The sequence below is a fragment of the Ancylobacter polymorphus genome, assembly GCF_030813495.1.
Classification (GTDB): Bacteria; Pseudomonadota; Alphaproteobacteria; order Rhizobiales; family Xanthobacteraceae; genus Ancylobacter; species Ancylobacter polymorphus.
The window spans coordinates 146,205-167,125 of sequence record NZ_JAUSUI010000003.1; the positions used below are offsets into that span (position 1 = coordinate 146,205).

20 protein-coding genes are annotated in these 20,921 nt (G+C 68.9%); 11 read left to right on the forward strand and 9 right to left on the reverse strand.

Features of this window, described 5'->3' with window-relative positions:
- Positions 1-142: 142 nt before the first annotated feature.
- Both J2S75_RS08055 and J2S75_RS08060 read right to left on the reverse strand, forming a co-directional pair.
- Positions 143-1,093, reverse strand: a complete 951-nt coding sequence (locus J2S75_RS08055) for an amidohydrolase family protein (protein ID WP_307019307.1) — start codon at positions 1,091-1,093, stop codon at positions 143-145.
- A 16-nt stretch (positions 1,094-1,109) separates the two neighbouring features.
- Entirely contained in the window at positions 1,110-1,685 is a 576-nt protein-coding gene (locus tag J2S75_RS08060; protein WP_307019309.1) for a hypothetical protein, read from the reverse strand.
- Positions 1,686-1,837: 152 nt separating this feature from the next.
- Between J2S75_RS08060 and J2S75_RS08065 the strand changes: the two genes are divergently transcribed.
- The 11 genes from J2S75_RS08065 (at position 1,838) to apnL (ending at position 13,603) form a co-directional block, all read left to right on the forward strand.
- Entirely contained in the window at positions 1,838-2,224 is a 387-nt protein-coding gene (locus J2S75_RS08065; RefSeq protein ID WP_307019310.1) for an ArsR/SmtB family transcription factor, read from the forward strand.
- Entirely contained in the window at positions 2,217-2,801 is a 585-nt protein-coding gene (locus J2S75_RS08070) for an arsenate reductase ArsC (RefSeq protein WP_307019312.1), read from the forward strand. The genes J2S75_RS08065 and J2S75_RS08070 overlap by 8 nt, the downstream gene beginning before the upstream one ends.
- Positions 2,802-2,811: 10 nt before the next feature.
- Positions 2,812-3,237 carry an arsenate reductase (glutaredoxin) gene (arsC, locus tag J2S75_RS08075; RefSeq protein WP_307019313.1) on the forward strand — a complete coding sequence of 142 codons (426 nt, stop codon included), beginning with the start codon at positions 2,812-2,814 and terminating at the stop codon, positions 3,235-3,237.
- 119 nt (positions 3,238-3,356) lie between these two features.
- Positions 3,357-4,442, forward strand: coding sequence for an ACR3 family arsenite efflux transporter (gene arsB / locus J2S75_RS08080; RefSeq protein ID WP_307019314.1), 1,086 nt, complete (start codon positions 3,357-3,359; stop codon positions 4,440-4,442).
- A gap of 75 nt (positions 4,443-4,517) precedes the next feature.
- The gene (locus J2S75_RS08085; RefSeq protein WP_307019315.1) at positions 4,518-4,841 is read left to right on the forward strand and encodes an ArsR/SmtB family transcription factor; all 324 of its coding nucleotides are present in this window, start codon (positions 4,518-4,520) and stop codon (positions 4,839-4,841) included.
- Positions 4,838-6,094 carry an MFS transporter gene (locus tag J2S75_RS08090; RefSeq protein ID WP_307019316.1) on the forward strand — a complete coding sequence of 419 codons (1,257 nt, stop codon included), beginning with the start codon at positions 4,838-4,840 and terminating at the stop codon, positions 6,092-6,094. The genes J2S75_RS08085 and J2S75_RS08090 overlap by 4 nt, the downstream gene beginning before the upstream one ends.
- Positions 6,094-6,846 (forward strand): arsenical resistance protein ArsH, encoded by a 753-nt coding sequence (gene arsH / locus J2S75_RS08095; RefSeq protein WP_307019317.1) that lies wholly within the window; start codon positions 6,094-6,096, stop codon positions 6,844-6,846. Before J2S75_RS08090 ends, arsH begins: the two co-directional genes overlap by 1 nt.
- A 239-nt stretch (positions 6,847-7,085) precedes the next feature.
- Positions 7,086-8,135, forward strand: a complete 1,050-nt coding sequence (locus J2S75_RS08100) for an ABC transporter substrate-binding protein (RefSeq protein ID WP_307019318.1) — start codon at positions 7,086-7,088, stop codon at positions 8,133-8,135.
- 40 nt (positions 8,136-8,175) lie between these two features.
- A complete protein-coding gene (locus J2S75_RS08105; RefSeq protein WP_307019319.1) occupies positions 8,176-10,710 on the forward strand; it encodes an ATP-binding cassette domain-containing protein in 2,535 nt (844 codons plus the stop codon).
- The gene (locus J2S75_RS08110) at positions 10,707-11,693 is read left to right on the forward strand and encodes an ABC transporter permease (protein ID WP_307019320.1); all 987 of its coding nucleotides are present in this window, start codon (positions 10,707-10,709) and stop codon (positions 11,691-11,693) included. The genes J2S75_RS08105 and J2S75_RS08110 overlap by 4 nt, the downstream gene beginning before the upstream one ends.
- Entirely contained in the window at positions 11,690-13,603 is a 1,914-nt protein-coding gene (apnL, locus tag J2S75_RS08115; protein ID WP_307019321.1) for a D-apionate lactonase, read from the forward strand. Before J2S75_RS08110 ends, apnL begins: the two co-directional genes overlap by 4 nt.
- 4 nt (positions 13,604-13,607) lie before the next feature.
- On the opposite strand, the gene J2S75_RS08120 is transcribed toward apnL, so the two are convergent.
- The 7 genes from J2S75_RS08120 to J2S75_RS08150 all read right to left on the reverse strand — a co-directional run bounded on the left by J2S75_RS08120 (position 13,608) and on the right by J2S75_RS08150 (position 20,863).
- On the reverse strand, positions 13,608-14,318 hold the full coding sequence (locus tag J2S75_RS08120; protein WP_307019322.1) for a transcriptional regulator NanR: 711 nt from the start codon (positions 14,316-14,318) through the stop codon (positions 13,608-13,610).
- A gap of 105 nt (positions 14,319-14,423) precedes the next feature.
- A complete protein-coding gene (locus J2S75_RS08125) occupies positions 14,424-15,704 on the reverse strand; it encodes a TRAP transporter large permease (protein ID WP_307019323.1) in 1,281 nt (426 codons plus the stop codon).
- Between the two features lie 5 nt (positions 15,705-15,709).
- On the reverse strand, positions 15,710-16,198 hold the full coding sequence (locus J2S75_RS08130) for a TRAP transporter small permease (RefSeq protein ID WP_307019324.1): 489 nt from the start codon (positions 16,196-16,198) through the stop codon (positions 15,710-15,712).
- Positions 16,199-16,289: 91 nt separating this feature from the next.
- Positions 16,290-17,267, reverse strand: a complete 978-nt coding sequence (locus J2S75_RS08135; RefSeq protein WP_307019325.1) for a TRAP transporter substrate-binding protein — start codon at positions 17,265-17,267, stop codon at positions 16,290-16,292.
- A gap of 84 nt (positions 17,268-17,351) precedes the next feature.
- Complete coding sequence (locus tag J2S75_RS08140) at positions 17,352-18,203, reverse strand: phosphogluconate dehydrogenase C-terminal domain-containing protein (RefSeq protein WP_307019326.1); 852 nt, start codon at positions 18,201-18,203, stop codon at positions 17,352-17,354.
- A gap of 18 nt (positions 18,204-18,221) precedes the next feature.
- Positions 18,222-19,607, reverse strand: a complete 1,386-nt coding sequence (locus tag J2S75_RS08145) for a four-carbon acid sugar kinase family protein (RefSeq protein ID WP_307019327.1) — start codon at positions 19,605-19,607, stop codon at positions 18,222-18,224.
- Positions 19,604-20,863: a ribulose-bisphosphate carboxylase large subunit family protein gene (locus J2S75_RS08150; RefSeq protein WP_307019328.1), complete on the reverse strand. Its 1,260-nt coding sequence runs from the start codon at positions 20,861-20,863 to the stop codon at positions 19,604-19,606. Before J2S75_RS08150 ends, J2S75_RS08145 begins: the two co-directional genes overlap by 4 nt.
- Between the last annotated feature and the right edge of the window lie 58 nt (positions 20,864-20,921).

The window sequence follows — 20,921 nt, forward strand, 5'->3', positions numbered from 1 at the left end:
GCCAGACTTTCGTTTAAGGCGCGGCGGGCCGACGCGCCTTCTGGAGCGTTTTCGAGCGAAGTGGATACCGGTTCGCGTGAGGAAAACGCGACAAAACAAAGAATTAGATCAATTCACTGTTTCCGTGAAACGGTGAATTGATCTAGAGGCCGAGCAGCCGCTCGGCATTGCCGTGGCAGACCTTGGCGCGCACCTCCTCGGCGATCGGCGCGGCGTCGATGAAGGCGGCGGCGATGTCGGGATCCTCATAGGGATAGTCGACCGAGAACATCACATTGTCCTCGCCCAGAGCCTGCAAGGTCGCGGCCAGCGCGGTCGGGTCGCAGACGCCCGACGTGGTGACCTTGATGCTCCGCCGGATGATCGCCGAGGGCAGCGCCTCCGGCGGCAGCGTCTCGCCGAGGTCGAATTGCCGCCGGCTGTCGAGACGCCAGAGCAGGAAGGGCAGCGTCTCGCCCATATGGCCGAGAATGATCCGCACGCCGGGGAAGCGGGTGAGCGTGCCGCCGAGGACCAGCCGCAGCGCATGGGCGGCGGTTTCCGCCGTCCAGGCCCAGATCGGGCCGCCGATTTCCGGCCGGTGCGCGAACATGGCGGGCTGGTCGGCCATGGCGCCGGGATGGAGATAGACCGGCACGCCGAGTTCCTCGACGCGCTCCCAGAAGGGGAGGTAGCGGTCCTCGTCGAGATAATGCCCGTTGGTCTGGCCATTGATCAGCGCACCGCAAAAGCCGAGTTCGCGCACCGCCCGCTCCAGCTCCGCCGCCGCCGCCTCGGCGTCCTGCAAGGCGAGATGGGCGAAGCCGGCATAGCGGTCGGGCCGCCTGCTCACCTCGCGGGCGAGGAAATCATTGGCGTTGCGGGCCAGCCGTATCGCCTCCAGGGTGTCGCGCACGCCCTGCACCCCCGGCGTGGTGACGGAAAGCACCATCCGCGCGATCCCGGTGCGATCCATCATGTCGAGCCGCAACGCGCCGAAATCGGCCAGACGCCGCTCGACATCGGCAAACAGCGCGTCGCTCTGCGTCGGGCGCGCCACATAGGCGGCGAGTTCGGGCGTGGTGAAATGTTCTTCAAGCGCGATCTTGCGCATGGGTCGGCTCCTGCGATCACGGCGTGGGAACGGGGCACGCCTCGGCCGGCGAGGTGGCGATCTTGAGCTGTTGCATCATGAAGTCGGCATTGTTCCTGGAATCGGCCAGCAGCGCGCCCGACCAATAGGCCGTCCCGCAGGTCGCTGCCTGGCAGTCGCCGCCGGCGGTCTGCCATTCCCCGCTGCGCACGACGTCGCAGGCACAGATCGCCTTGTCCGGATTGGCGGGGTCGACGGTGCAGATCTTGTTGAGGCATTGCGACCAGGGCGTGCCGCTCGGGCAGCGCAGTCCCTTCTTGCCCTGCTGGAACTGGGTGAGGGCGAATTGCGAATAGACGGTGCGCACCCCGTTCGCGTCCGTGCTCGGCCGCACCGTGTCGCAGGGAACGGTGGCGAGGTTCGGACCCTCCTGCATCTCGCAGACGCAGATCGACACGTCCGGGTTGCCCGGTTGGGGAATGCAGGGCGCCGAGGTGCAGAGGGCGAAAGCCTGGTTGCAAAGATAGTTCGTTGCGCCCGCCGGCGCCGCAAAACCGAGAACCGCACCGACGGCCAGTATATTGAGTGCAAGGCCAAGCATCGCCAATCGCATGGACATTCCTCCCATCCCTCATGTCGAACGCGAGCCTACCCGCCTTTGATCTCCTCGTCGCGACGGTTCGCATCAAGGGAAGCGCGGCGCCGGGCTCCGGCTCGCGAGAAGTGGGTCTTGTCTCTCTTCCATATGTCGGCTATAGTCGACATATGGACACTGATAACGCCCTTGCCGCCTTCGCCGCGCTCGCCCAGCCCACCCGGCTGGATGTGTTCCGCCTGCTCGTCGCCCATGAGCCGGAAGGCATGCCGGCGGGCGAGGTGGCGCGCCGGCTCGACGTGCCGCACAACACGCTCTCCACCCATCTCGGCATTCTCGTCCGGGCGGGGCTGATCGAGGCCGAGCGGCAGAGCCGGCTCATCCTCTATCGCGCCCGCCTCGACGCGGTGCGCGAGCTCGCTTCCTTCATCCTGAAGGATTGCTGCGGCGGCAAGCCCGACATCTGCGCCCCGCTGATCGCCGATCTCCAGCCCTGCTGTCCCGCCGCGGGACAGAGCACAGACACACTTGCCGCCAAGGAGGCGCGCCATGTCTGACCAAAAGCCGTCTGACCAAAAGCCGTCTGACCAAAAGCCGTCCGGCCGTGAGGCCGGCCACATCTATAACGTCCTGTTTCTGTGCACCGGCAATTCCGCCCGCTCCATTCTGGCGGAATCGATCCTCGCCAAGGACGGACACGGGCGCTTCCGCGCCTTCTCCGCCGGCAGCCAGCCCAAGGGCGTGGTCAATCCGCTGGCGCTGGCGACGCTGCGCAGCCTCGACTACCCCACGGACGGCCTGCGCTCCAAGAACTGGGGCGAGTTCGCCGCGCCCGACGCGCCGGTCATGGATTTTGTCTTCACCGTCTGCGACGGCGCGGCGGGCGAGACCTGCCCGGTCTGGCCGGGCCAGCCGATGACCGCCCATTGGGGCATCGAGGACCCCGCCGCCGTCGAGGGCAGCGAGATCGAGAAGGAAGCCGCCTTCGCCCGTACCTTCCGCTATCTCAAGAACCGCATCGCCGCCTTCGCCGCCCTGCCGATCCGCAGTCTGGACACGATGACGCTCGGGGCGAAGCTGCATGAGATCGGCCGCAGCGAGGGGGCGACCCAGCCCCGGCGCGATGTGGCGTGAGGAGAAGGCCATGAGCGACATCACCATCTACCACAACCCCGCCTGCGGCACCTCGCGCAACGTGCTGGGGCTGATCCGCAATGCCGGCCTTGAGCCTGTGGTGATCGAATATCTCAAGACCCCGCCGAGCCGCGACGAGCTGGTGGCGCTGATCGCCCGCATGGGGATCAGCGTGCGCGATCTGCTGCGCGAGAAGGGCACGCCCTATGCCGAGCTTGGGCTCGGCGATCCTACGCTGAGCGACGAGGCGCTGCTCGACGCGATGATGGCGCACCCGATCCTCATCAATCGCCCCATCGTCGTCACCCCGCGCGGCGTCAAGCTGTGCCGTCCCTCCGAGGCGGTGCTCGATCTGCTCGACGCCCCGCAGCGCGGCGAATTCCGCAAGGAAGACGGCGAACTCGTCATCGACATCAACGGCCACCGCGCCGCCTAGAGCACTTCCCCGATTCATTGAATCGGGGAAGTGCTCTAGGCTATTGAATCCACGCGTTTTCTTGACGCGAACCGGTATCCACTTCGCTGGAAAACGCTCTGAACGAGAACCGGAACCCCATGTCCCAGACCCAGACCCTGGCGCTCACGCTCCGACCCGCCGCGCGGCTGTCCTTTCTCGACCGCTACCTCACCGTGTGGATCTTCGCGGCGATGGCGCTCGGCGTCGTCCTCGGCACGGTGTTCACCGGCCTGCCGGAGGCGCTGAACACGCTCTCGGTCGGTTCCACCAACATCCCGATCGCCATCGGGCTGATCCTGATGATGTACCCGCCGCTGGCCAAGGTGCGCTACGAGGAGCTGCATCTCGTCTTTGCCGACAAGCGGGTGCTGGCGCTGTCGCTGGTGCAGAACTGGCTGATCGGCCCGGCGCTGATGTTCGCGCTGGCGGTGATCTTCCTGCGCGACTACCCGGAATACATGACCGGGCTGATCCTCATCGGGCTGGCGCGCTGCATCGCCATGGTGCTGGTGTGGAACCAGCTCGCCTGCGGCGACAACCAGTATGTCGCCGGGCTGGTGGCGTTCAACTCGATCTTCCAGATCCTGTTCTTCTCCACCTATGCCTGGCTGTTCCTCGCCGTGCTGCCGCCTTTGTTCGGGCTGGAGGGCAGCGTTGTCGATGTCAGCTTCTGGACCATCACCGAGGCGGTGCTGATCTATCTCGGCATTCCTTTCCTCGCCGGCTTCCTCACCCGCCGCCTGCTGATCGCCCGCAAGGGACCGGACTGGTACGCCAATGTGTTCCTGCCGAAGATCAGCCCGATCACGCTGGGCGCGCTCCTGTTCACCATCGTCGCCATGTTCAGCCTCAAGGGCGGCGATCTCGTGCGCCTGCCGATGGACGCGGTGATCATCGCCATTCCGCTGACGATCTATTTCGTCGTCCAGTTCCTCATCAGCTTCGCCATGGGCAAGCTGATCGAGGCGGATTATCCGCGCACCACGGCGATCGCCTTCACCGCCGCCGGCAATAATTTCGAGCTCGCCATCGCGGTCGCCATCGCCGCCTTCGGTCTGGCCTCGCCGGTGGCCTTCGCCGCCGTCATCGGCCCGCTGGTCGAGGTGCCGGTGCTGATCCTCTTGGTGCATGTCGCGCTGCGGCTCGGCAAAAAGTGGTTTCCACGCACAGCGCCCGGCGCCTGAGGGCGCCGGCTTATATTTCGATACGTATCGAAATAGTGCTTGACCGCCGCTGGCGCCGTCGCCTAACGTATTTCCATGAATCTCGAACAAGCCGCACGCCAGCTCGAATCCCTGGGCAATCCGACCCGGCTGCAGATCTATCGCACGCTGGTGCGGGCGGGGCATGCCGGCCTGCCGGTCGGCGGCCTGCAGGAGCGGATCGGCATCGCCGCCTCGACGCTGTCGCATCATCTCAAGCGCCTCGTCGAGACGGGGCTGGTGACGCAGGAGCGGCAGGCGACGACCCTCATCTGCCGGGCGCATTACCCGGCGATGGATGCGCTGATCGGCTATCTCGCCGATGAATGCTGCGCCGATGCGGCCTGTGCGGCCCTGGCCGAACCGTCGGCGGCGTCGTGAGCGGTAATGCCCTCGCCCCGCCGCTCAGCGAGCATCGCCCGCCCGGCGCGCGCAGCCTGTTCGTCACCGGCCTCGGCATCGGCCAGGTCTGTTCCTGGGGTTCGCTCTATTACAGCTTCCCGCTGATCGCCGAGGCGATGGGCCATGAACTCGGCTGGTCGAAAAGCGCGCTCTATGGCGCGGCGACGCTGGGGCTCGCCTTCGCGGGACTGGCCGCCTATCCCGTCGGCGCCGCCATCGACCGCGGCCATGGCCGCGCGATCATGACCATCGGCTCGGTGCTGGCCGGGCTGCTGCTGGTGCTGTGGTCGCAAGTGGAGAGCCTCGCTCTGTTCTATGTCGCGGTGGCCGGCATCGGCGCGCTGCAGGCGGCGACGCTGTACGATCCCGCCTTCGCCGTCATCGCCCGCCGCTCCGGCCCCGCCCATGCGCGGGCGGGGATCACCGCGCTGACCCTGTGGGGCGGCTTCGCCTCCACCGTGTTCATCCCGCTGGTGCAGCTTCTGCTCGACACGGTCGGCTGGCGCGACGCGCTGCTGGTACTGGCGGCCATCAACATCCTCGTCTGCGCCGGCTGCTACTGGTCGGTGATCGACCCGGATGCTGACGCGCCGGAGCGTCCCGCCGCCAGCGGCCGGCCGGCGCTCAGCGGGCGGGCGGCGGTGGCCTGGGCGGCGCGCCAGCCGGTGTTCTGGGCGCTGGCAGTGGCTTTCACCGCCTATTCCGCCGCCTTCTCGGCCTTCACCTTCCATCTCTACCCGCTGCTGGTGGAGAAGGGGTTCGAGGTCTCCGCCGTGGTCGCGGCCATGACATTGATCGGGCCGGCGCAGGTGGCGGGGCGTATCGCCATCTGGGTGTTCGCGCCGCGCGCGCCGGTGCGGGTGATCGGCTCGCTCACCGTGGCGGTGTTTCCGCTGGCGCTGGTGGCGCTCGACATGCTGCCGCCGAGCTTCCTGCTCGTCGCCCTTGTCGCTTTGTTCTATGGCGCAGCCAACGGCATCACCACCATCGTGCGCGGGCTCTCCGTGCCGGAGATGCTGACGCGGGAGGCCTATGGCGCGGTGAACGGGGCGATGTCGGCGCCGAGCACCGTCTCGCGCGCTGTGGCGCCGCTCGCCGGAGCCCTGATCTGGTCGGCCTCGGGCTCCTATGATGCGGTGCTGGCCTGCATCATCCTCATGACGGTCATCGTGGCCGTCGGCTTCTGGCTCGCCGCCTTCCTGTCGCGCCGCGCACGGTTCGAGGTTTCCTGATGACAACTGACGATTTCACCGAGGCGCTGGACCTCGCCCATTTCGACCGGCCGGACACGGACAAGCTGGCGCCGGCCGCGCCGATGACGCATCCCCCGCGCATCCTGCTGCTCTACGGTTCGCTGCGCGCGCGTTCCTATAGCCGGCTCCTGGTCGAGGAAGCCGCGCGCCTGCTCACCGCCATGGGCGCGGAAACCCGCATCTTCGATCCGCGCGGCCTGCCGCTGCCGGACGCGGAGCCGGCCGACCATCCCAAGGTGCAGGAACTGCGCAGCCTGTCGGAATGGTCGGAGGGCCAAGTCTGGTGCAGCCCGGAGCGGCACGGCACCATTACCGGCGTGTTCAAGTGCCAGATCGACTGGCTGCCGCTGGAATATCGCGGCATCCGCCCGACCCAGGGGCGCACGCTGGCGGTGATGCAGGTCTCCGGCGGCTCGCAATCCTTCAATGCGGTGAACACGCTGCGCGTGCTCGGCCGCTGGATGCGGATGGTCACCATCCCCAACCAGTCCTCGGTCGCCAAGGCGTTCGAGGAATTCGACGAGGCCGGGCGGATGAAGCCGTCTTCCTATTACGACCGCGTGGTCGACGTGATGGAAGAACTGATGAAGTTCACCCTGCTCACCCGCGAGCGCCGGGACTATTTCACCAGCCGCTACAGCGAGAGGCGCGAGGCGGCGGTGAAGGCGGCCATGGCCGCCGAGGCTGATCTCGCCAGCATCGCCATGACGGGAACCACCCCGTCGCGCTGAACGGCCGCCCCCGCGCCTCTTCCGCACCATCCTCCCCGTGGGTCGCCGCCGGCGACGCACGGCGCAGGGCCGCGCCCATTCCATATGCGCGGCTCGCGGGGCCTGTGGGCCGTCCGCCGCGCCGACGGGCTTGCGCAACTGGTATAATGAGATACTGTTGCTACCATCGAGCGGCCAATGATCGCCGATGCCTGGGAATCCATCAAGAGCCCCACCAATGGGGCCAATGGGAGGAAATGATGCGCCTGAAAACCCTTTCGCGCGCCTGCGCCACCGCCTGCGCGGCCCTTGCCTTCGCCGCCGCCGGCGCGCTGCCGGCCTCCGCCACGCCGGACAAGCCGGTGATCGCGCTGGCCAATGCCTATTTCGGCAATAGCTGGCGGCACCAGATGGTCGACGCCTTCAAGGAAGCGGCCGAGAAGGCCAAGGCCGAGGGCAAGATCGCCGACTACATCATCCTGAATGGCGACGGCACCGTCGCCCAGCAGAACAGCCAGATCGCCGAACTGATCCTCAAGAAGGTCGACGCCATCGCCGTGGACGCCGCCTCCGAGACGGCGGTGAACGGCATCATCGAGAAGGCGTGCAAGGCCGGCATCAAGGTGGTGTCGTTCGATTCCGTCGCCTCCGCCCCGTGCAACTGGCAGCTCAATTTCGATTTCAAGGGCTACAAGCGCGACCAGGCCGAATGGGTGCTGAAGAAGATCGGCGGCAAGGGCAATGTCATCGTCGTGCGCGGCGTGAAGGGCTCGGCGCCGGATGCCGACATGTACGGCGCGCAGGAAGCCGTGCTGAAAAACTATCCGGATGTGAAGGTGGTCGCCACCGTCTATGGCCAGGCCACCGCCTCGGTCGCCCAGTCGGCCGTCGCCAATGCGCTGCCCAGCCTGCCGCAGGTCGACGCCGTGCTGGCGCAGGGCGGCTCGGACGACACCGGCATCGCCCAGGCTTTCGACCAGTATGGCGGCGCCTATGCCAAGCAGATGCCGGTCATCGAGGGCGGCGGCTCGTCCAACTTCATCCAGTGGTGGGCGAAGCAGAAACAGGCCAACGGCTATTCCACCATCTCGATGAACACCACGCCCGGCATTGGCGGCGCCGCCTTCTGGCTCGCATATGAGCTGGTCAAGGGCGCCAACCCGCCCAAGCTGATGATCATGCCGGTCGCCACCGTGACCGATGAGAACCTCAAGGACTATGCGGGGTTGCCCGCAGGCGTCATCGTCAGCCCGTCCTATTCCCAGCAATGGGTCCAGGACAATCTGCTCAAGGCCAAGGCGGGCAACTGACCCGCCGATCGCCCGTCCCTGAAGCCGACCACGGACACGCATGATGACGGCAGCTTTTTCTGCCGCGCAGGACGCACCGGCACGCGCGGCCGGTGCGTCGGCGCCGCCTCGTCACACCTCCCCTGCGGCCGGGCCGCACGCGTTCGGCGCGGCCGGCGGCGACGCGCCGGTCGTGCGCCTGTCCGGCATCTCCAAGGCATTTGGCCCGACCCGAGCCAATGACGCGGTGGATCTCGTCGTCGGCGCCGGCGAGGTGCTTGGCCTTGTCGGCGGCAATGGCGCCGGCAAGTCGACGCTGATGCGGATCCTGTGCGGAGTCACCCGCGCCGATGCCGGTAGCATCACCCTGCGCGGCATCGACATCGCGACCGATCTCTACGACACCGCGCTGGCGCAGGCCGGCGGCATCCGCATCGTGCATCAGGAGTTGTCGCTGTGCGACAATCTCTCGGTGGCGGAGAACTTCTTCCTCGAAGCGCCGGAGGCGGCGCGGGCGCTGCCGGGCTGGCGCCGCATCTTTCGCGCCCGCGCCCGCGCCGCGCTGGACGAGGTGTTTCCCGATCACGGCATTTCGGTCGACGCCCGCGTCGCCCATCTGCAGATCGGCCAGCGGCAGATGGTGGAGATCGCCCGCGCCGTCGCCACGCCGCAGGTGCGCCTCGTCATCCTCGACGAGCCGACCTCCTCGCTGGGCCTGGAACGCAGCCGGCAGCTGCGCGCCTATATCAAGGCCCGCACCGCGCAGGGGCTGGCCTTCATCTTTATCAGCCACAAGCTGCAGGAGGTGGTCGACATCGCCCACCGCGTTCTGGTGCTGCGCAATGGCCGCTCCGTCTGGTGCGGGCCGGCGGTGGAGGCGAGCGTCGAGGCGCTGGTCCGGGCGATGGGCGGGGCGAGCGAGAGCGAGATGCGCTCCCGCCGCGCGGGCCGCCCCGTCATCGGGGCAGAAGCGCCCGAACAGGTGCGCCTGTCCGGCCCGCTCGTCGCGGCACTGGGACGCGACGTGGTGCTGCGGGCCGGCGAGGTCGTCGGTCTCGCCGGGCTGGAAGGCTCCGGCCAGCGTGACCTGCTGCACCGTCTTCACCGAAGGCCGGGCGCCGGTATCGTCCGCAAGGGCAATGCCAGCTTCGTCTCCGGCGACCGGCAGAAAGAGGGCGTGTTCCCGCTGTGGAGCGTGCTCTCCAACATCGCGCTCGGCCGGCTGGAAGGCCGGGCCCCGCTCGGGCTGGTGCAGGAGGCCCGGGAGCGCGACGCCGCCCGAGGCGCGGCCGAAAAGCTGAAGCTCGATCCCGCCCGGTTCGATTCCCCGATCCTCGACCTCTCCGGCGGCAACCAGCAAAAGGCGCTGGTCGCCCGGGCGCTGGTGGGCGAGGCCGACACGATCCTGTTCGACGATCCCACGCGCGGCGTCGATGTCGGGGCGAAGGAGGATTTCTACGCGCTGATCGGCACGGTGGCGCGGGCGGGACGGCTCGTCATCTGGCATTCGACGGAAGATATCGAGTTCCTCGAATGCGATCGCGTTCTGGTCTTCGCCGGCGGCCGCATCGTGCGCGAGCTGGTGGGCGCGGAGATCACCGAGCAGGCGATCGTCGACGCCTCCTTTGCCGGCAGCGGAACGAGCGAGCGCGATGCAACCGCCGGCGCGCGCGGCCTCGCCGACCGGCTGGTCGATCTCGCCCCCTTCGCCAGCCTGGCCGCCGTCTTCGCGCTGATGGCCTGGGTGAACCCGCTTACCGTCTCGCTGTTCGGCCTCGAATTGCTGCTCGGCCCGGCGCTGGCGCTGGTGCTGGTGGCGCTGGCGCAGATGTTCGTCGTCGGCGGCAGTGAGATCGACCTCGGCGTCGGCGCCTTCGCCGGGCTGGTCAATGTGCTGAGCGCCACGCTGCTGCTCGACACACCCTGGCTCGGTGCGCTCGCGCTCGTCGCCTGCGTCCTTGCCTATGGGCTGATCGGGGCGACGATCCAGCTGCGGCGCATTCCCGCCATCGTGGTCACGCTCGGCGCCTCCTTCATCTGGATCGGCATCGGCTACACGCTGCAGCCGACGCCGGGCGGCGCGTCGCCGGAATGGCTGTCGGCCGGCTTCGCCTGGACGCTGTTCGACGTGCCGGCCAGCCTCGTCCTCATCGGCGTGGCGGCGCTCGTCGCCCTCGCCATCGACCGCTCGCCGCTCGGCGTGGTGCTGCGCGGCTTCGGCAATAATGCGCCGGCCATGACGCTGGGCGGCTGGTCGCCGCTGCGCTACGCCGTCCTGCGCTACATGCTGGCGAGCCTGTTCGCGCTGGCGGCGGGGCTCTCGCTCACCGCCATCAACACCGCCAGCGACATCAATGCCGGCGGGCCGTTCACCCTCATCAGCGTCGCCGCCGTCGTCATGGGCGGCTGCGCGCTGATCGGCGGGCTGGTCTCGCCGCTCGGCGTGGTGGCGGGCGCGCTCACCCTTGCCCTTGTCGGCGCGCTGCTTGGCGCGCTCGGCGTCTCCACCGACTATAATGCCGCCGTGCAGGGCTGCCTGCTCCTGTCCATGCTGGCGCTGCGCGCGTTTGCCGATCGCCGGGAGGCCCGCCGATGACCGCCCTGATCGAAAGGCTGGAGCGCAACCGCTGGATCTGGTCCGCGCTCGGCGTGCTGCTGCTCTGGGCGGTGCTGTCGGTCACCACCGGGCGCTTCAGCCTGCATTCGCTCTCCGGCGTGGCGGTTTCGGCGAGCTTCCTCACCCTCGTCGCTCTGGGGCAGATGCTGGTCGTCACCACCGGGCGCGGCAATATCGACCTGTCGATCGCCAGCGTGCTGACGCTGAGCGCCTATGCCAGCATCGTGGTGGCCGCCGGTTCCGATGCCCGCCTGCCGCTGGCGCTGGCGGCGGTGCTCGGCATCGGGCTGGTGACGGGGCTCGCCAATGCGCTGCTGGTCGTGGTGCTGCGCATCCCCGCCATCATCGCCACGCTGGCGACCGGCTATATCCTCGCCACCGCAACGCTGATCGCCAATCGCTGGGCGGCGGGCTTCTCGATGAGCCCCTTCCTGAAGACGCTGGCCGCCGGCCGGGTCGAGGGCGTGCCGCTGATGCTGGTCATTGCGCTCGTCGCGGTGGCGCTCGCCGGCCTGCTGCTGGGCCGCACCGTCTATGGGCGCCGGCTCTCCGCCGTCGGGCAGAACGAGCGGGCGGCGGCGCTGGCCGGCATCCGCACCGGTCGCGTCGTCACCGGCGCCTTCCTCGCCTCCGCCCTGCTGGCGGCGCTGACCGGCATGCTGCTCGGCGCCTATGTCGGCGGCGCGTTCCTGGAGATGGGCCAGCCCTATCTGCTGCAGTCGCTCGGCGCGGTGGTGCTCGGCGGCTCGCTGATCTTCGGCGGCTCCTCCACCGCGCTCGGCACGCTGTGCGGCAGCTTCCTGCTTATCCTCATCGTCACCACCATGCAGATCGCCGGCCTGCCGGCGGGCACGCAGGACATCGTGCAGGGGATCGTCGTCATCGCCGTGCTGGCGCTGGCGGGCGGGCGCGCGGTGCGCCGCCGCCGCGCTGCCCCCAAAACGGAGGCCGTGGCGCCATGACCGCCGCCGTCTCTCCCGAGGCCCTTCGGCTGGCGCTGTTCGGCACGCCCGAGCCCGAACCGGAGCTGCGCCGGCTCAAAGCCGGCCCGCTGAGCGCGGAGCTGCTCGCGGGCAATCTGCGCAACATCCGCTTCCACGGCGTCGAGGTGCTGCGGGCGATTTCCTTCGTGGTGCGCGACAAGGACTGGGGCACCTATGCGCCGGTGCTGCATGATCTTGCCGTCGAGGAGGGGGAGGGACGCTTTGCGGTCGGCTACCGGGCCGAATGCACCGGGGCCGGCGGCGAGAGGCTGGTCTATCGGGGCCGCATCGAAGGCCGCCCGACCGGCCTCGTCTTCGCGGGCGAGGCGGTGCCGGAGGGCGATTTCCTCACCAATCGCTGCGGCTTCACCGTTCTTCACCCTATCGTCGGCCTCGCCGGCACCGAGGTCGAGGTGGAGCACGTCGACGGCCGCCGGGTGGCCGCCCGCCTGCCGGACCTGATCGACCCGGCGCAGCCCTTCAAGGACATGCGGGCGATCACCCACATTGTCGCGCCGGGGGTGCGGGCGACCTGCCGCATGGAAGGCGACGCCTTCGAGATGGAGGACCAGCGCAACTGGTCGGACGCCTCCTACAAGACCTATGTGCGCCCGCTGGCGCTGCCCTGGCCCTATAAGCTGCCGGCCGGCGCGCCGGTGCGCCAGCGCGTGACGCTCGATATCGCGGCGGAAGGCGCCGTCGCGCCGACCCCGCAGAACGACGCGCCGGTGACGCTCGCGCTCGGCGCGACGCGGGGGCGGCTGCCCCTCTTCGGGCTGGCGATCGCGCCGGAAGAAGCCGCCGCGACGCTCGACGCCGCCGATGAGCTGGCTCACATCGCGCCGCAGACCCTGCTGTTTCATGTCGACCCCACGGCCGGGCACGGGCCGGCGGAACTCGCGGCATTCGCCAAGCTCGCGGCGGCGCCGGGCGGGGAGTGCGTGCTGGAATATGTCGTCCCTTGCGCGCGTCCGCTCGACGAGGAGTTTTCCGACCTCGCCCGGCAGGTGGCGGCGGCGGGGCTGCGGCTGGACGCGCTTGCGGTCAGCCCCGCGGTCGACCGGCGTTCCACTCCGCCCGGCAGCGTCTGGCCGCCCTGTTCGCCGCTGGAGGAGGTCTATGAAGCCGCCCGCCGCGCCTTCCCCGCGCTGCGGCTCGGCGGCGGCATGTTCAGCTATTTCACCGAGCTGAACCGCAAGCGCCCGCCGGTGGCGCGGCTGGATTATGTCACCCATTGCATCTGTCCCATCGTGCACGATGCCGACGACCGCGCGGTGATGCAGTCGCTGGAGGCACTGCCCTTCATCCTGCGCTCGGCGCGGGCGTTCATCGGCGCGGACATGCCCTACCGCATCGGGCCTTCCACCATCGGCATGCGGCACAATCCCTATGGCGCGCGGGTGATGCCCAATCCCGAGCGCCGGCGGATGCCGATGGCGGAGCGCGATCCCCGGCAGGACGGGCTGTTTGCCGCCGCCTATCTGGTCGGCATGGCCGCGCGCCTCGCGGAAGCGGGGGTGGAGAGCTTCACCGGCGCGGCCCTCACCGGCCCGTTCGGCCTGCTGGTCGAGGGCGCGCCGGGCCGCCGCCGTCCGGTGTTCCACGCGGCCCGCTGGCTGGCGGCGCTCGGCGGTGCGCCGGCGATTCGCGTGACCACGGCCGATCCTGCGCGTGTGCTGGCATTGGCCGGCGCCACGCCCGCCGGCGACCGTGTGCTGCTGGCCGCAAATCTGACGCCGCAGGAACAGACAGTGACGCTGCCTTTCCCCGGCCGCGCCCAATGGCTCGACGCGGCGGCGGTGCTCGGCGGCGCCGGCCCGCGCCCGGTCGACGCCGGGGTCGGGTCGCTCCTTCTCCCGGCCTATGCGGTGCTGCGTCTGGAAGGGTGAAGGCTTACCCCGGCCGGGTGTACAGCGCGCTGGAACGGTCGAGATGCTTGACCATCAGCGCCTCCGCCCCGTCGGCGTCGTGCCGGGCGATGTGGTCGATGATCGCCTCATGCTCGACCAGGGTCACATTCTCGCGGCCGGACCAGGTGAGCATTTCCGTATAGTACTGGCGCAGCCAGGACAGCATGGCCTCGCTCACCGCCTCGAAGATCGGGTTGCCGGAAATCGCCGCGATCTGGGTGTGGAAGCGCATGTCATAGGCGATGAACTGCTTGGGCTCGCTCACCGCCTTGGCCTGCTGGTCGAGAATGCCGCGCAACGCGGCGATGTCCGCCGCCTCGGCGCGTTGGGCGGCTTCGCGCGCCATGCCGCGCTCGAAGAAGCGGCGGGCCTGCTTGAGATGCTCCAGGCTGTCCGGCGAGGCGGAAAGCAGGATCTGCGCGGTGAGGTCCACCTGCTGGAACAGCGAGCGCGCGGAAAGCTGCTGCACCCGCGCCCGCTCGCCATGGGTGATGGCGATGAGGCCGATATTGGCCAGCGCCTGCATCGCCTCGCGGATGGCGGGGCGGCCGACGCCGAAGCGCTCCATCAGGTCGCGCTCGGAGGGCAGGGCGTCGCCGGGCCCGAGTTCCCCCGAGGTGATGAGCGTCTTCAGGCGGTCGAACACCTCATGAGACAGTTTTCGTCGCACTATGGTGTCGGAGATGTCGGCCATTCACGCGCTCCTGCAGGGTCGGACCCGTCTCGCGCCGGGTCGGCATGTTGAGCATACCAGTGGCGTCCTCCGCGGGCCAGCAAGCGTTGCGCCCGCTCTCCGGGCTCACTGCATCGCCTTGGCGCTGTAGGGAAGCCAGGTGGCGATGCCGGGCACGGCGATGATGAGCAGCACGACCACGATGAGCGCCAGGATGAACGGCGCCGCCGCCTTGCTGCCGCGCAGCAGGTCGGTCTTGGCGATGCCGCAGGTGACGAACAGGCACGCGCCCACCGGCGGCGTGATCAGCCCGATGGCGAGCCCGATGACGGTGACGACGCCGAACTGCACCGGATCGATGTCGAGCCGCTTCACCAGCGGCCACAGCACCGGGACGAGGATGATGATGTTGGCGGCGAGGTCCAGCAGCATGCCGGCGACGAGATAGACGCACAGGATCAGCAGCAGCACCAGCTGCGGGTTGTTGGTCAGTTCCAGGATCAACTGCGCGGCCGCCTGCGGAATCTGCTCGCGGGTGACGATCAGCCCGTACACCGAGGCGGCGGCGATCATCAGCATGACGATGCCGGTCGTGACGGCGCTGTCGAGAATGATGCCGGGCAGGTCGCGCCAGGCGATGGTGCGGTAGACATAGCGCCCCACCACCATGCCATAGACCACGGCGACCACCGACGCCTCGGTCGGGGTGGCGATGCCGTAGCGGATGGAGCCGATGATGACGACCGGCATCAGCAGGCCCCACACGCTGGCGCGGGTGGCGCGGGCGATGGTGGCGAGGGTCGGGCGCGGGCCGCGCTGATAGCCCTGCCGCACCGCGATCAGCCACGCCGTGACCATCAGCGCCACCGTCATCAGAATGCCCGGGACGATGCCGGCGATGAACAGGTCGCCGACCGACACGCCGGTGACCACGGCGAATACGATCATCGGGATGGAGGGCGGAATGACCACGGAAATCGTCGAGGCCGCCGCCGTCACGGCGGCGGTGAAGGGCGCGCCATAGCCTTTCTTCAGCATGGGCGGAATGAGCGCGCCGCCGGTGGAGGAGGCTTCCGCCACTGCCGAACCCGTCATGCCGCCCATCAGCATGCCGGCGCCGATATTGGCGTGCGCCAGCCCGCCGCGCATCCAGCCGACCAGCGCGTCGGCGAAATCGATGATGTCGCGGGCGATGCCGCTGCGCGCCATCAGGTGCCCGGCGAGCAGGAAGAACGGCACCGCCAGCAGCACGAAGCTGTCCATGGCGGCGGTCATTTTCTGCACCACCAGCGCCAGCGGCAGGCCGCCATAGAGCAGCGCCATCACCGAGGCGACGGCGAGGGCGAAGGAGACCGGCATGTTGAGGATGAGCAGGACGGCGAAGGCGACGAAGAGGACCGTGGCCATGGGTTTTACTCCTGCGGGAAAGCTGGCGCGGGCGCCCGGGCGCCATAGATCCAGCCGATCAGGATGTCGCCGATGATGAGGACGCACATGGCGGCGTAGCCGGCATAGACCGCGCTCATCGGCAGTTCGAGCACGGCGGAGGGCTGGTTGCTGGTGAGCCTGAGGAAGCCGATGCAGGCATGGAGCGTGACGCCGCAATAGACGAGGACGATCAGCTCCACGAGCCGCCCGCAGGCGCGCTCCAGCCCGGGAAGGCGCAGATAGGTCACGGCGTCGAGCGCGATATGCGCCCGCTTGGTCCAGGCGAACCAGGCCGCGAGATAGCCGACCCAGACGAAGAGGTAGCGCGCCAGCTCCTCCGACCAGATGAGCGGGTCGTTGAAGGCATAGCGCCAGACCACCTGGCCGAGGCAGACGATCACCATCGCGCTGAGCAAGGCGCAGAGCAGGGCGCGCGCCAGCCATTCCACGCCGGTCCAGAACTTCAAGAGCATGTCACACCTCTCCCGTGGAGGCAGACGCCTCCGGGCTGCGATGCCGATGGCCGGGGCGGGCCGCTCCGCAAGGGGGCGGCCGGCGCAGGGCTCAGTTCGCGGCGGCCTTGATCTTGGCCACGACGGCCGGATCGATGTTCTTGAAGGCCGAGGCGGTGTTGGCGGTGGCTTCCTGGAACGGGGTGATGTCCACCTGCTCGACGATCATGCCCTTGGCGGCCAGCAGCTTCAGCTGTTCGGCTTCCAGCCGGGCGGAGGTCTGGCGCTGATAGGCGGTCGCCTCGACGAGGGATTCCTCCAGGATCGTCCGCTGCGCCGGGGTCAGACGGTCCCAGGCCTGCTGGCTGAACAGCACCAGATGCGGGCCATAGACGTGGCGCGTCAGCGTCATGTACTTCTGCACCTCCCACAGCGAATTGCTGTAGACGATGGTGACCGGGTTCTCCTGCGCGTCGATCACCCCCTGGCTGAGGCTGGTGAACACCTCGCCCCACACCATCGGAATGGGGGAGGCGCCCAGCTCCTTGAAGGCGGCGATGTGCACCGGGTTCTGCATGGTGCGCAGCTTCATGCCCTTGAGGTCGGCGGGGGACTTCACTTCCTTCTTGCTGGTCAGGCTGCGCCAGCCATTCTCCCACCAGGCGAGGCCGACAATGCCGCGGTCCTTGAACTTGGCGAGCAGCTCCTGCCCGACCTCGCCGTCCAGCACCTTGTAGGCATGGTCGGAGCTCTTGAACAGGAAGGGCAGGTCCACCGTGCCGAGCGCGGGCACGAAGGCGACGAGCGGGCCGGTGGAGACCACCGCCATGTCGACCGTGCCGAGCTGCAGCCCCTCGACCATTTCCCGTTCCTCGCCGAGCTGGCGGTCGGGATAGATTTCGATCTTCAGGTCGCCCTTGCTCTTGGCGGCGACGATTTCGGCGAGTTTTTCCAGCGCGATATGGGTGGGATGCGCGGTCTGCGTCCCATGCCCGGCCTTGATCACGGTGGTGGCGAAGGCGGAGCTGGCGAAGGGCACGGCGGCGAGGCTGAGCGCGGCGGCGGCCGCGAGGGCGATGATCCGGTTCATGGCGTTCCTGTCCCTGTTGGATTTGATGCGTCCGGGGCCGTCGAGGGCCCCGGACGAGCCGGACGGTTGGGCCGGCGGGCTGCCTCAGGCGGCCTTGGGCGGGTTGCAGATTTCCTCGACCGAGCGCTGCACGGCCTTGGGGTCGAAGATGCGCTCCAGCCAGCCTTCGCGGAAAATCTGCGGCCGGGCCTGATCGATGGCATAGAGCGCGCCATCGGAGAACTTGCCCTCGGGGAAAATCTCGAAGGCAATCGCCAGCTCGATGGTGAGATGGCCGAGCAGGAAGTCGGTCGCCGCCTGGCGCGGCACGCCGCGGCGCACGGCCTCATCCGTCGCCTCGCGCAGAGCGAGGCAGAGCGTGGCGCCGATGGTCTCGGCCAGCGCCGGCTCCATGATGGCGATCTGCTCCACCGTGCAGCGATGCGCCCGCATGACCGGCTTGTAGATGGTGCGGGCGATCTGCTCGCACTGGGCATAATGCTCCTCCGGCCCCTGCATCAGCGCGCAGACGATGTGCTGCTTGGCGTGCACGCCGCCGAAGAAGTCGTTCTTCGCCTCTTCCGTCACCTCGTCGTTGAAGATCGGCGGGTGGCAGGGATGGGTGACGAAATAGGTGACGTCGTCGCGCTGGGGCAGTTCGCCGGCATGCGGGGCGGCGGCGTCCAGCATGATGATCGCGGTGCCGGGCTTCACCTTCTCGATGAAGGTGTGGGCGATCTTGCCGATCAGCCGGTCCGGCACGGCCATGAGCACGGCGTCGGCATCGGCCAGCGCGTTGTCGCCGTCGATGCAGTCGAGCCCGGTCTTCTCCTTCAGCCGGGCACGGCCGGCCTCGGTCGGCTCGACATGCATCACCTCATAGGGCGAGCCCTGGAGATTGGTGGCGAGCCGGACGCCCATCTTTCCGCCGGCGCCGAGCAAGGCGATCTTTTTCATCTGAGGTCTCTCCCCTGGTCAATGGTTGGCGACGCCGCCCCGTGCGGCGCTGAAGAAGTCCGGCCGGCCCATCTGGCCGCCCTTGAACGTGATTTCGAGCCCGTCATGGGCGCCTTCGGCATAAGCGCGGCAGAGCGGCGAGCCCGGCGCGAGCGGCGCCAGCGCGGTCACCGCATAGATGCCGAGCGCCATGCCGGCATGACCCGACGTGTCGCCGCCGGAAATGACGGCGCGCGTCAGCCCCGCCCGGTCGACCACCGCATCCAGCACGCGCCCGAGCCCGTCGCCGATGCGGGCATTGACCTGCGCCGGGGCAATACCCGCCGCCTCGATCGCGTGGCCAAGCGCCGGCACGGCCGGATCGTCCGGCCCGCAGGCGGTGAAGATGAGCGGGTCGCGGCCGGTCTCCAGCACTTTGAGCGCCGCCGCCGTGCCGCGCGCGATTTCGCGCTCCCACGCCTGCGAATCCACGGCGCGGGTTGCGTCGAGCCTTATGCCCTCGAAGCCGTTATCCAGCGCGTGGCCGATCTGCGCCGCCGTGATCGGCGAGCAGGAGCCGGAAACGACAGCGATGTGCTCAGCCCTTGCCGGCGGCGGCGTCGGCGCTTCCGCCTCCAGCAGCCCGGCGTCGCGCCAATAGGCGACGAGGGCATATTCCAGCCCCTGCGAGCCGAGGGCGAACAGGCGCTCGCCGCGCTGTTCCCACACCAGCCGCCCGGCCTGCGCCAGCGTCTCCTCGTCGAGCACGTCGAGCGCCAGGATGCGGGCGCCGGCCGCGCGCTCGGCTGCGAGCTGCGCCTCGGCCCTTCCGGTCTTCATGGCGACGAAATCGACCAGGCCGACGGGCAGGGCGGTCTGCCGCGCCAGATGCCGGCGCACATCCGCCTCGTTCATCGGCGTCACCGGATGGCGCGCCATGACAGGGTGGCGGTCGAGCCGGTAGCCGGTGCCGTCAATGGCGGCGAAGAGGTTGCCGAAGGCCTGGTAGCGGGCAATGGCCGGTGCGCCGACAATGAGCGGATGCCAGGCGCCGCCGAGGAGGCGCTCGCCGATTTCCGCCGCGCGGCCGATGGAGCCGATCTCGGGCGAGGAATCGAAAGTGGAGCAGACCTTGTAATGGCTGATCGGCGCCTTGAGCGCGGCCAGCTGTTCAAAGATCGGCGGCAGCTCTTCGTCCATCCATTCCGGCGGCTGCGAGCGGGCGACGCCGGCAATGCCGATGCCGCGCCGGTCCTGGAAGCGGGCCAGCTGCGCCGGCGTCGGCGGGCCGAGAAACAGCACGGTCGGCAGGCCGGCGAAGCTCAGCACCTCCATCACCGCCGACGCACCAGTATAGTCGTCGCCATAGAAGGCGACGAGCGGGCCGGCCGGCAGCGCGGGAGAGGGGGCGGCCGCCGCGCTCATGCCGCATAGGTCTCCAGCGCGCGGGCGAGCGCGGCATGGTCGCGGGCATAATCGGCCAGCGGCACGTCGCTCATCGCCGCTTCCCACGCCTCGCGCAGCGACGCGACGCCCGCCGCCGGGCCGTCGGGATGGGCCATGATGCCGCCGCCGGCGGCGAAGATCAGGTCCGCCGAACCCAGCGCGGCATAGGTGCCGGGCGCCTGCTTGGCGGATTGGCCGGAGGAGAACACCGGCATGGCGATGCAGGGCTTGTCCTCGAACAGGGGGGTGAGGCACTCGCGGGCGGAGGCGATCACGCTGTCATCGGCCTCCGAGAACTTGTTGGCGAGGCCGTTGACATGCATGTGGTCGGCCCCCGCCAGCCGCCAGATCTTCTGCCAGGCGACATAGGACCAGCCGAGCATCGGCGCGCGCGAGAGATAGCCCCAGCCATTGCGGTGGGCGTGCAGCGGCAGTTGCGTGAAGCGGCCCAGCTCGATCATGCCGACAAGGCCGACCGAGTTGAGGCTGGCCATGACGCAGGTGCCGCCCAGTTCCTGCACGAGATCGTGGCGGCGGCGCATCTGGTCGATTTCGCCGGTGAGGTTGAAGGCGAACATCACCTTCTTGCCGGTGCGGTCGGCATGGTCGTTGATGACGCGCATCACCGCGCGCACGCGGTCCTCGAAGCGGCAATGCGGGCCGTCGGACTGCAATTCGTCGTCCTTGATGAAGTCGATGCCCGCTTCCGCCAGCAGCTTCACGAGGTCCGCCGTCTCGGTCGGCCCGAAGCCGACGCTCGGCTTGACGATGGTGCCGATGATCGGCCGGCCCTCGACCCCAGCGAGGCGGCGCGTGCCTTCAATGCCGAATTTCGGCCCGCCATAGGCCTGCGCGAAGTCCTGCGGCAGGCGGATGTCGAGAAGGCGCAGGCCGGAGAACTGCTTCAGTTCGAACAGATTGCCCGCCACCGTCGCCAGCAGGTTCGGCAGCGAGGGACCGAGATTGTCCATCGGCCAGGAAAGGGTGACGCGCGCCCGCTGGATCACCCCGCCTGCGGGATGGCCGGCGCCGGGCAGGGAGGGGGCCTCGGCGGTGCCGACGAGTTCCAGCGCCTCGATGCGGGCGGCGGAGCGCTCCTTCAGTTCCGGCGTCTCGCCGGGAATGGCTACAAAGGTGCCGCTCGACTGTTCGCCCGCCATCGCCTCGGCGGCGCGGCGGGGATCATAGGCGGTTTCGATGAGATAGTCGGCTTCGATCCGGTGGGGCGCGGGCATGCGGCTGTCCTGGCTCGGCACGAAAAGCCGCTCCGCCGCGCGCTTGCGCGCCGCCGCC

Bases quoted from the DNA above. Each gene is read 5' to 3' on its own strand.
- J2S75_RS08055 (WP_307019307.1), bottom strand. From the start codon at position 1,093: ATGCGCAAGATCGCGCTTGAAGAACATTTCACCACGCCCGAACTCGCC.
- J2S75_RS08060 (WP_307019309.1), bottom strand. From the start codon at position 1,685: ATGCGATTGGCGATGCTTGGCCTTGCACTCAATATACTGGCCGTCGGT.
- J2S75_RS08065 (WP_307019310.1), top strand. From the start codon at position 1,838: ATGGACACTGATAACGCCCTTGCCGCCTTCGCCGCGCTCGCCCAGCCC.
- J2S75_RS08070 (WP_307019312.1), top strand. From the start codon at position 2,217: ATGTCTGACCAAAAGCCGTCTGACCAAAAGCCGTCTGACCAAAAGCCG.
- arsC (WP_307019313.1), top strand. From the start codon at position 2,812: ATGAGCGACATCACCATCTACCACAACCCCGCCTGCGGCACCTCGCGC.
- arsB (WP_307019314.1), top strand. From the start codon at position 3,357: ATGTCCCAGACCCAGACCCTGGCGCTCACGCTCCGACCCGCCGCGCGG.
- J2S75_RS08085 (WP_307019315.1), top strand. From the start codon at position 4,518: ATGAATCTCGAACAAGCCGCACGCCAGCTCGAATCCCTGGGCAATCCG.
- arsH (WP_307019317.1), top strand. From the start codon at position 6,094: ATGACAACTGACGATTTCACCGAGGCGCTGGACCTCGCCCATTTCGAC.
- J2S75_RS08100 (WP_307019318.1), top strand. From the start codon at position 7,086: ATGCGCCTGAAAACCCTTTCGCGCGCCTGCGCCACCGCCTGCGCGGCC.
- J2S75_RS08105 (WP_307019319.1), top strand. From the start codon at position 8,176: ATGATGACGGCAGCTTTTTCTGCCGCGCAGGACGCACCGGCACGCGCG.
- J2S75_RS08110 (WP_307019320.1), top strand. From the start codon at position 10,707: ATGACCGCCCTGATCGAAAGGCTGGAGCGCAACCGCTGGATCTGGTCC.
- apnL (WP_307019321.1), top strand. From the start codon at position 11,690: ATGACCGCCGCCGTCTCTCCCGAGGCCCTTCGGCTGGCGCTGTTCGGC.
- J2S75_RS08120 (WP_307019322.1), bottom strand. From the start codon at position 14,318: ATGGCCGACATCTCCGACACCATAGTGCGACGAAAACTGTCTCATGAG.
- J2S75_RS08125 (WP_307019323.1), bottom strand. From the start codon at position 15,704: ATGGCCACGGTCCTCTTCGTCGCCTTCGCCGTCCTGCTCATCCTCAAC.
- J2S75_RS08130 (WP_307019324.1), bottom strand. From the start codon at position 16,198: ATGCTCTTGAAGTTCTGGACCGGCGTGGAATGGCTGGCGCGCGCCCTG.
- J2S75_RS08135 (WP_307019325.1), bottom strand. From the start codon at position 17,267: ATGAACCGGATCATCGCCCTCGCGGCCGCCGCCGCGCTCAGCCTCGCC.
- J2S75_RS08140 (WP_307019326.1), bottom strand. From the start codon at position 18,203: ATGAAAAAGATCGCCTTGCTCGGCGCCGGCGGAAAGATGGGCGTCCGG.
- J2S75_RS08145 (WP_307019327.1), bottom strand. From the start codon at position 19,607: ATGAGCGCGGCGGCCGCCCCCTCTCCCGCGCTGCCGGCCGGCCCGCTC.
- J2S75_RS08150 (WP_307019328.1), bottom strand. From the start codon at position 20,863: ATGCCCGCGCCCCACCGGATCGAAGCCGACTATCTCATCGAAACCGCC.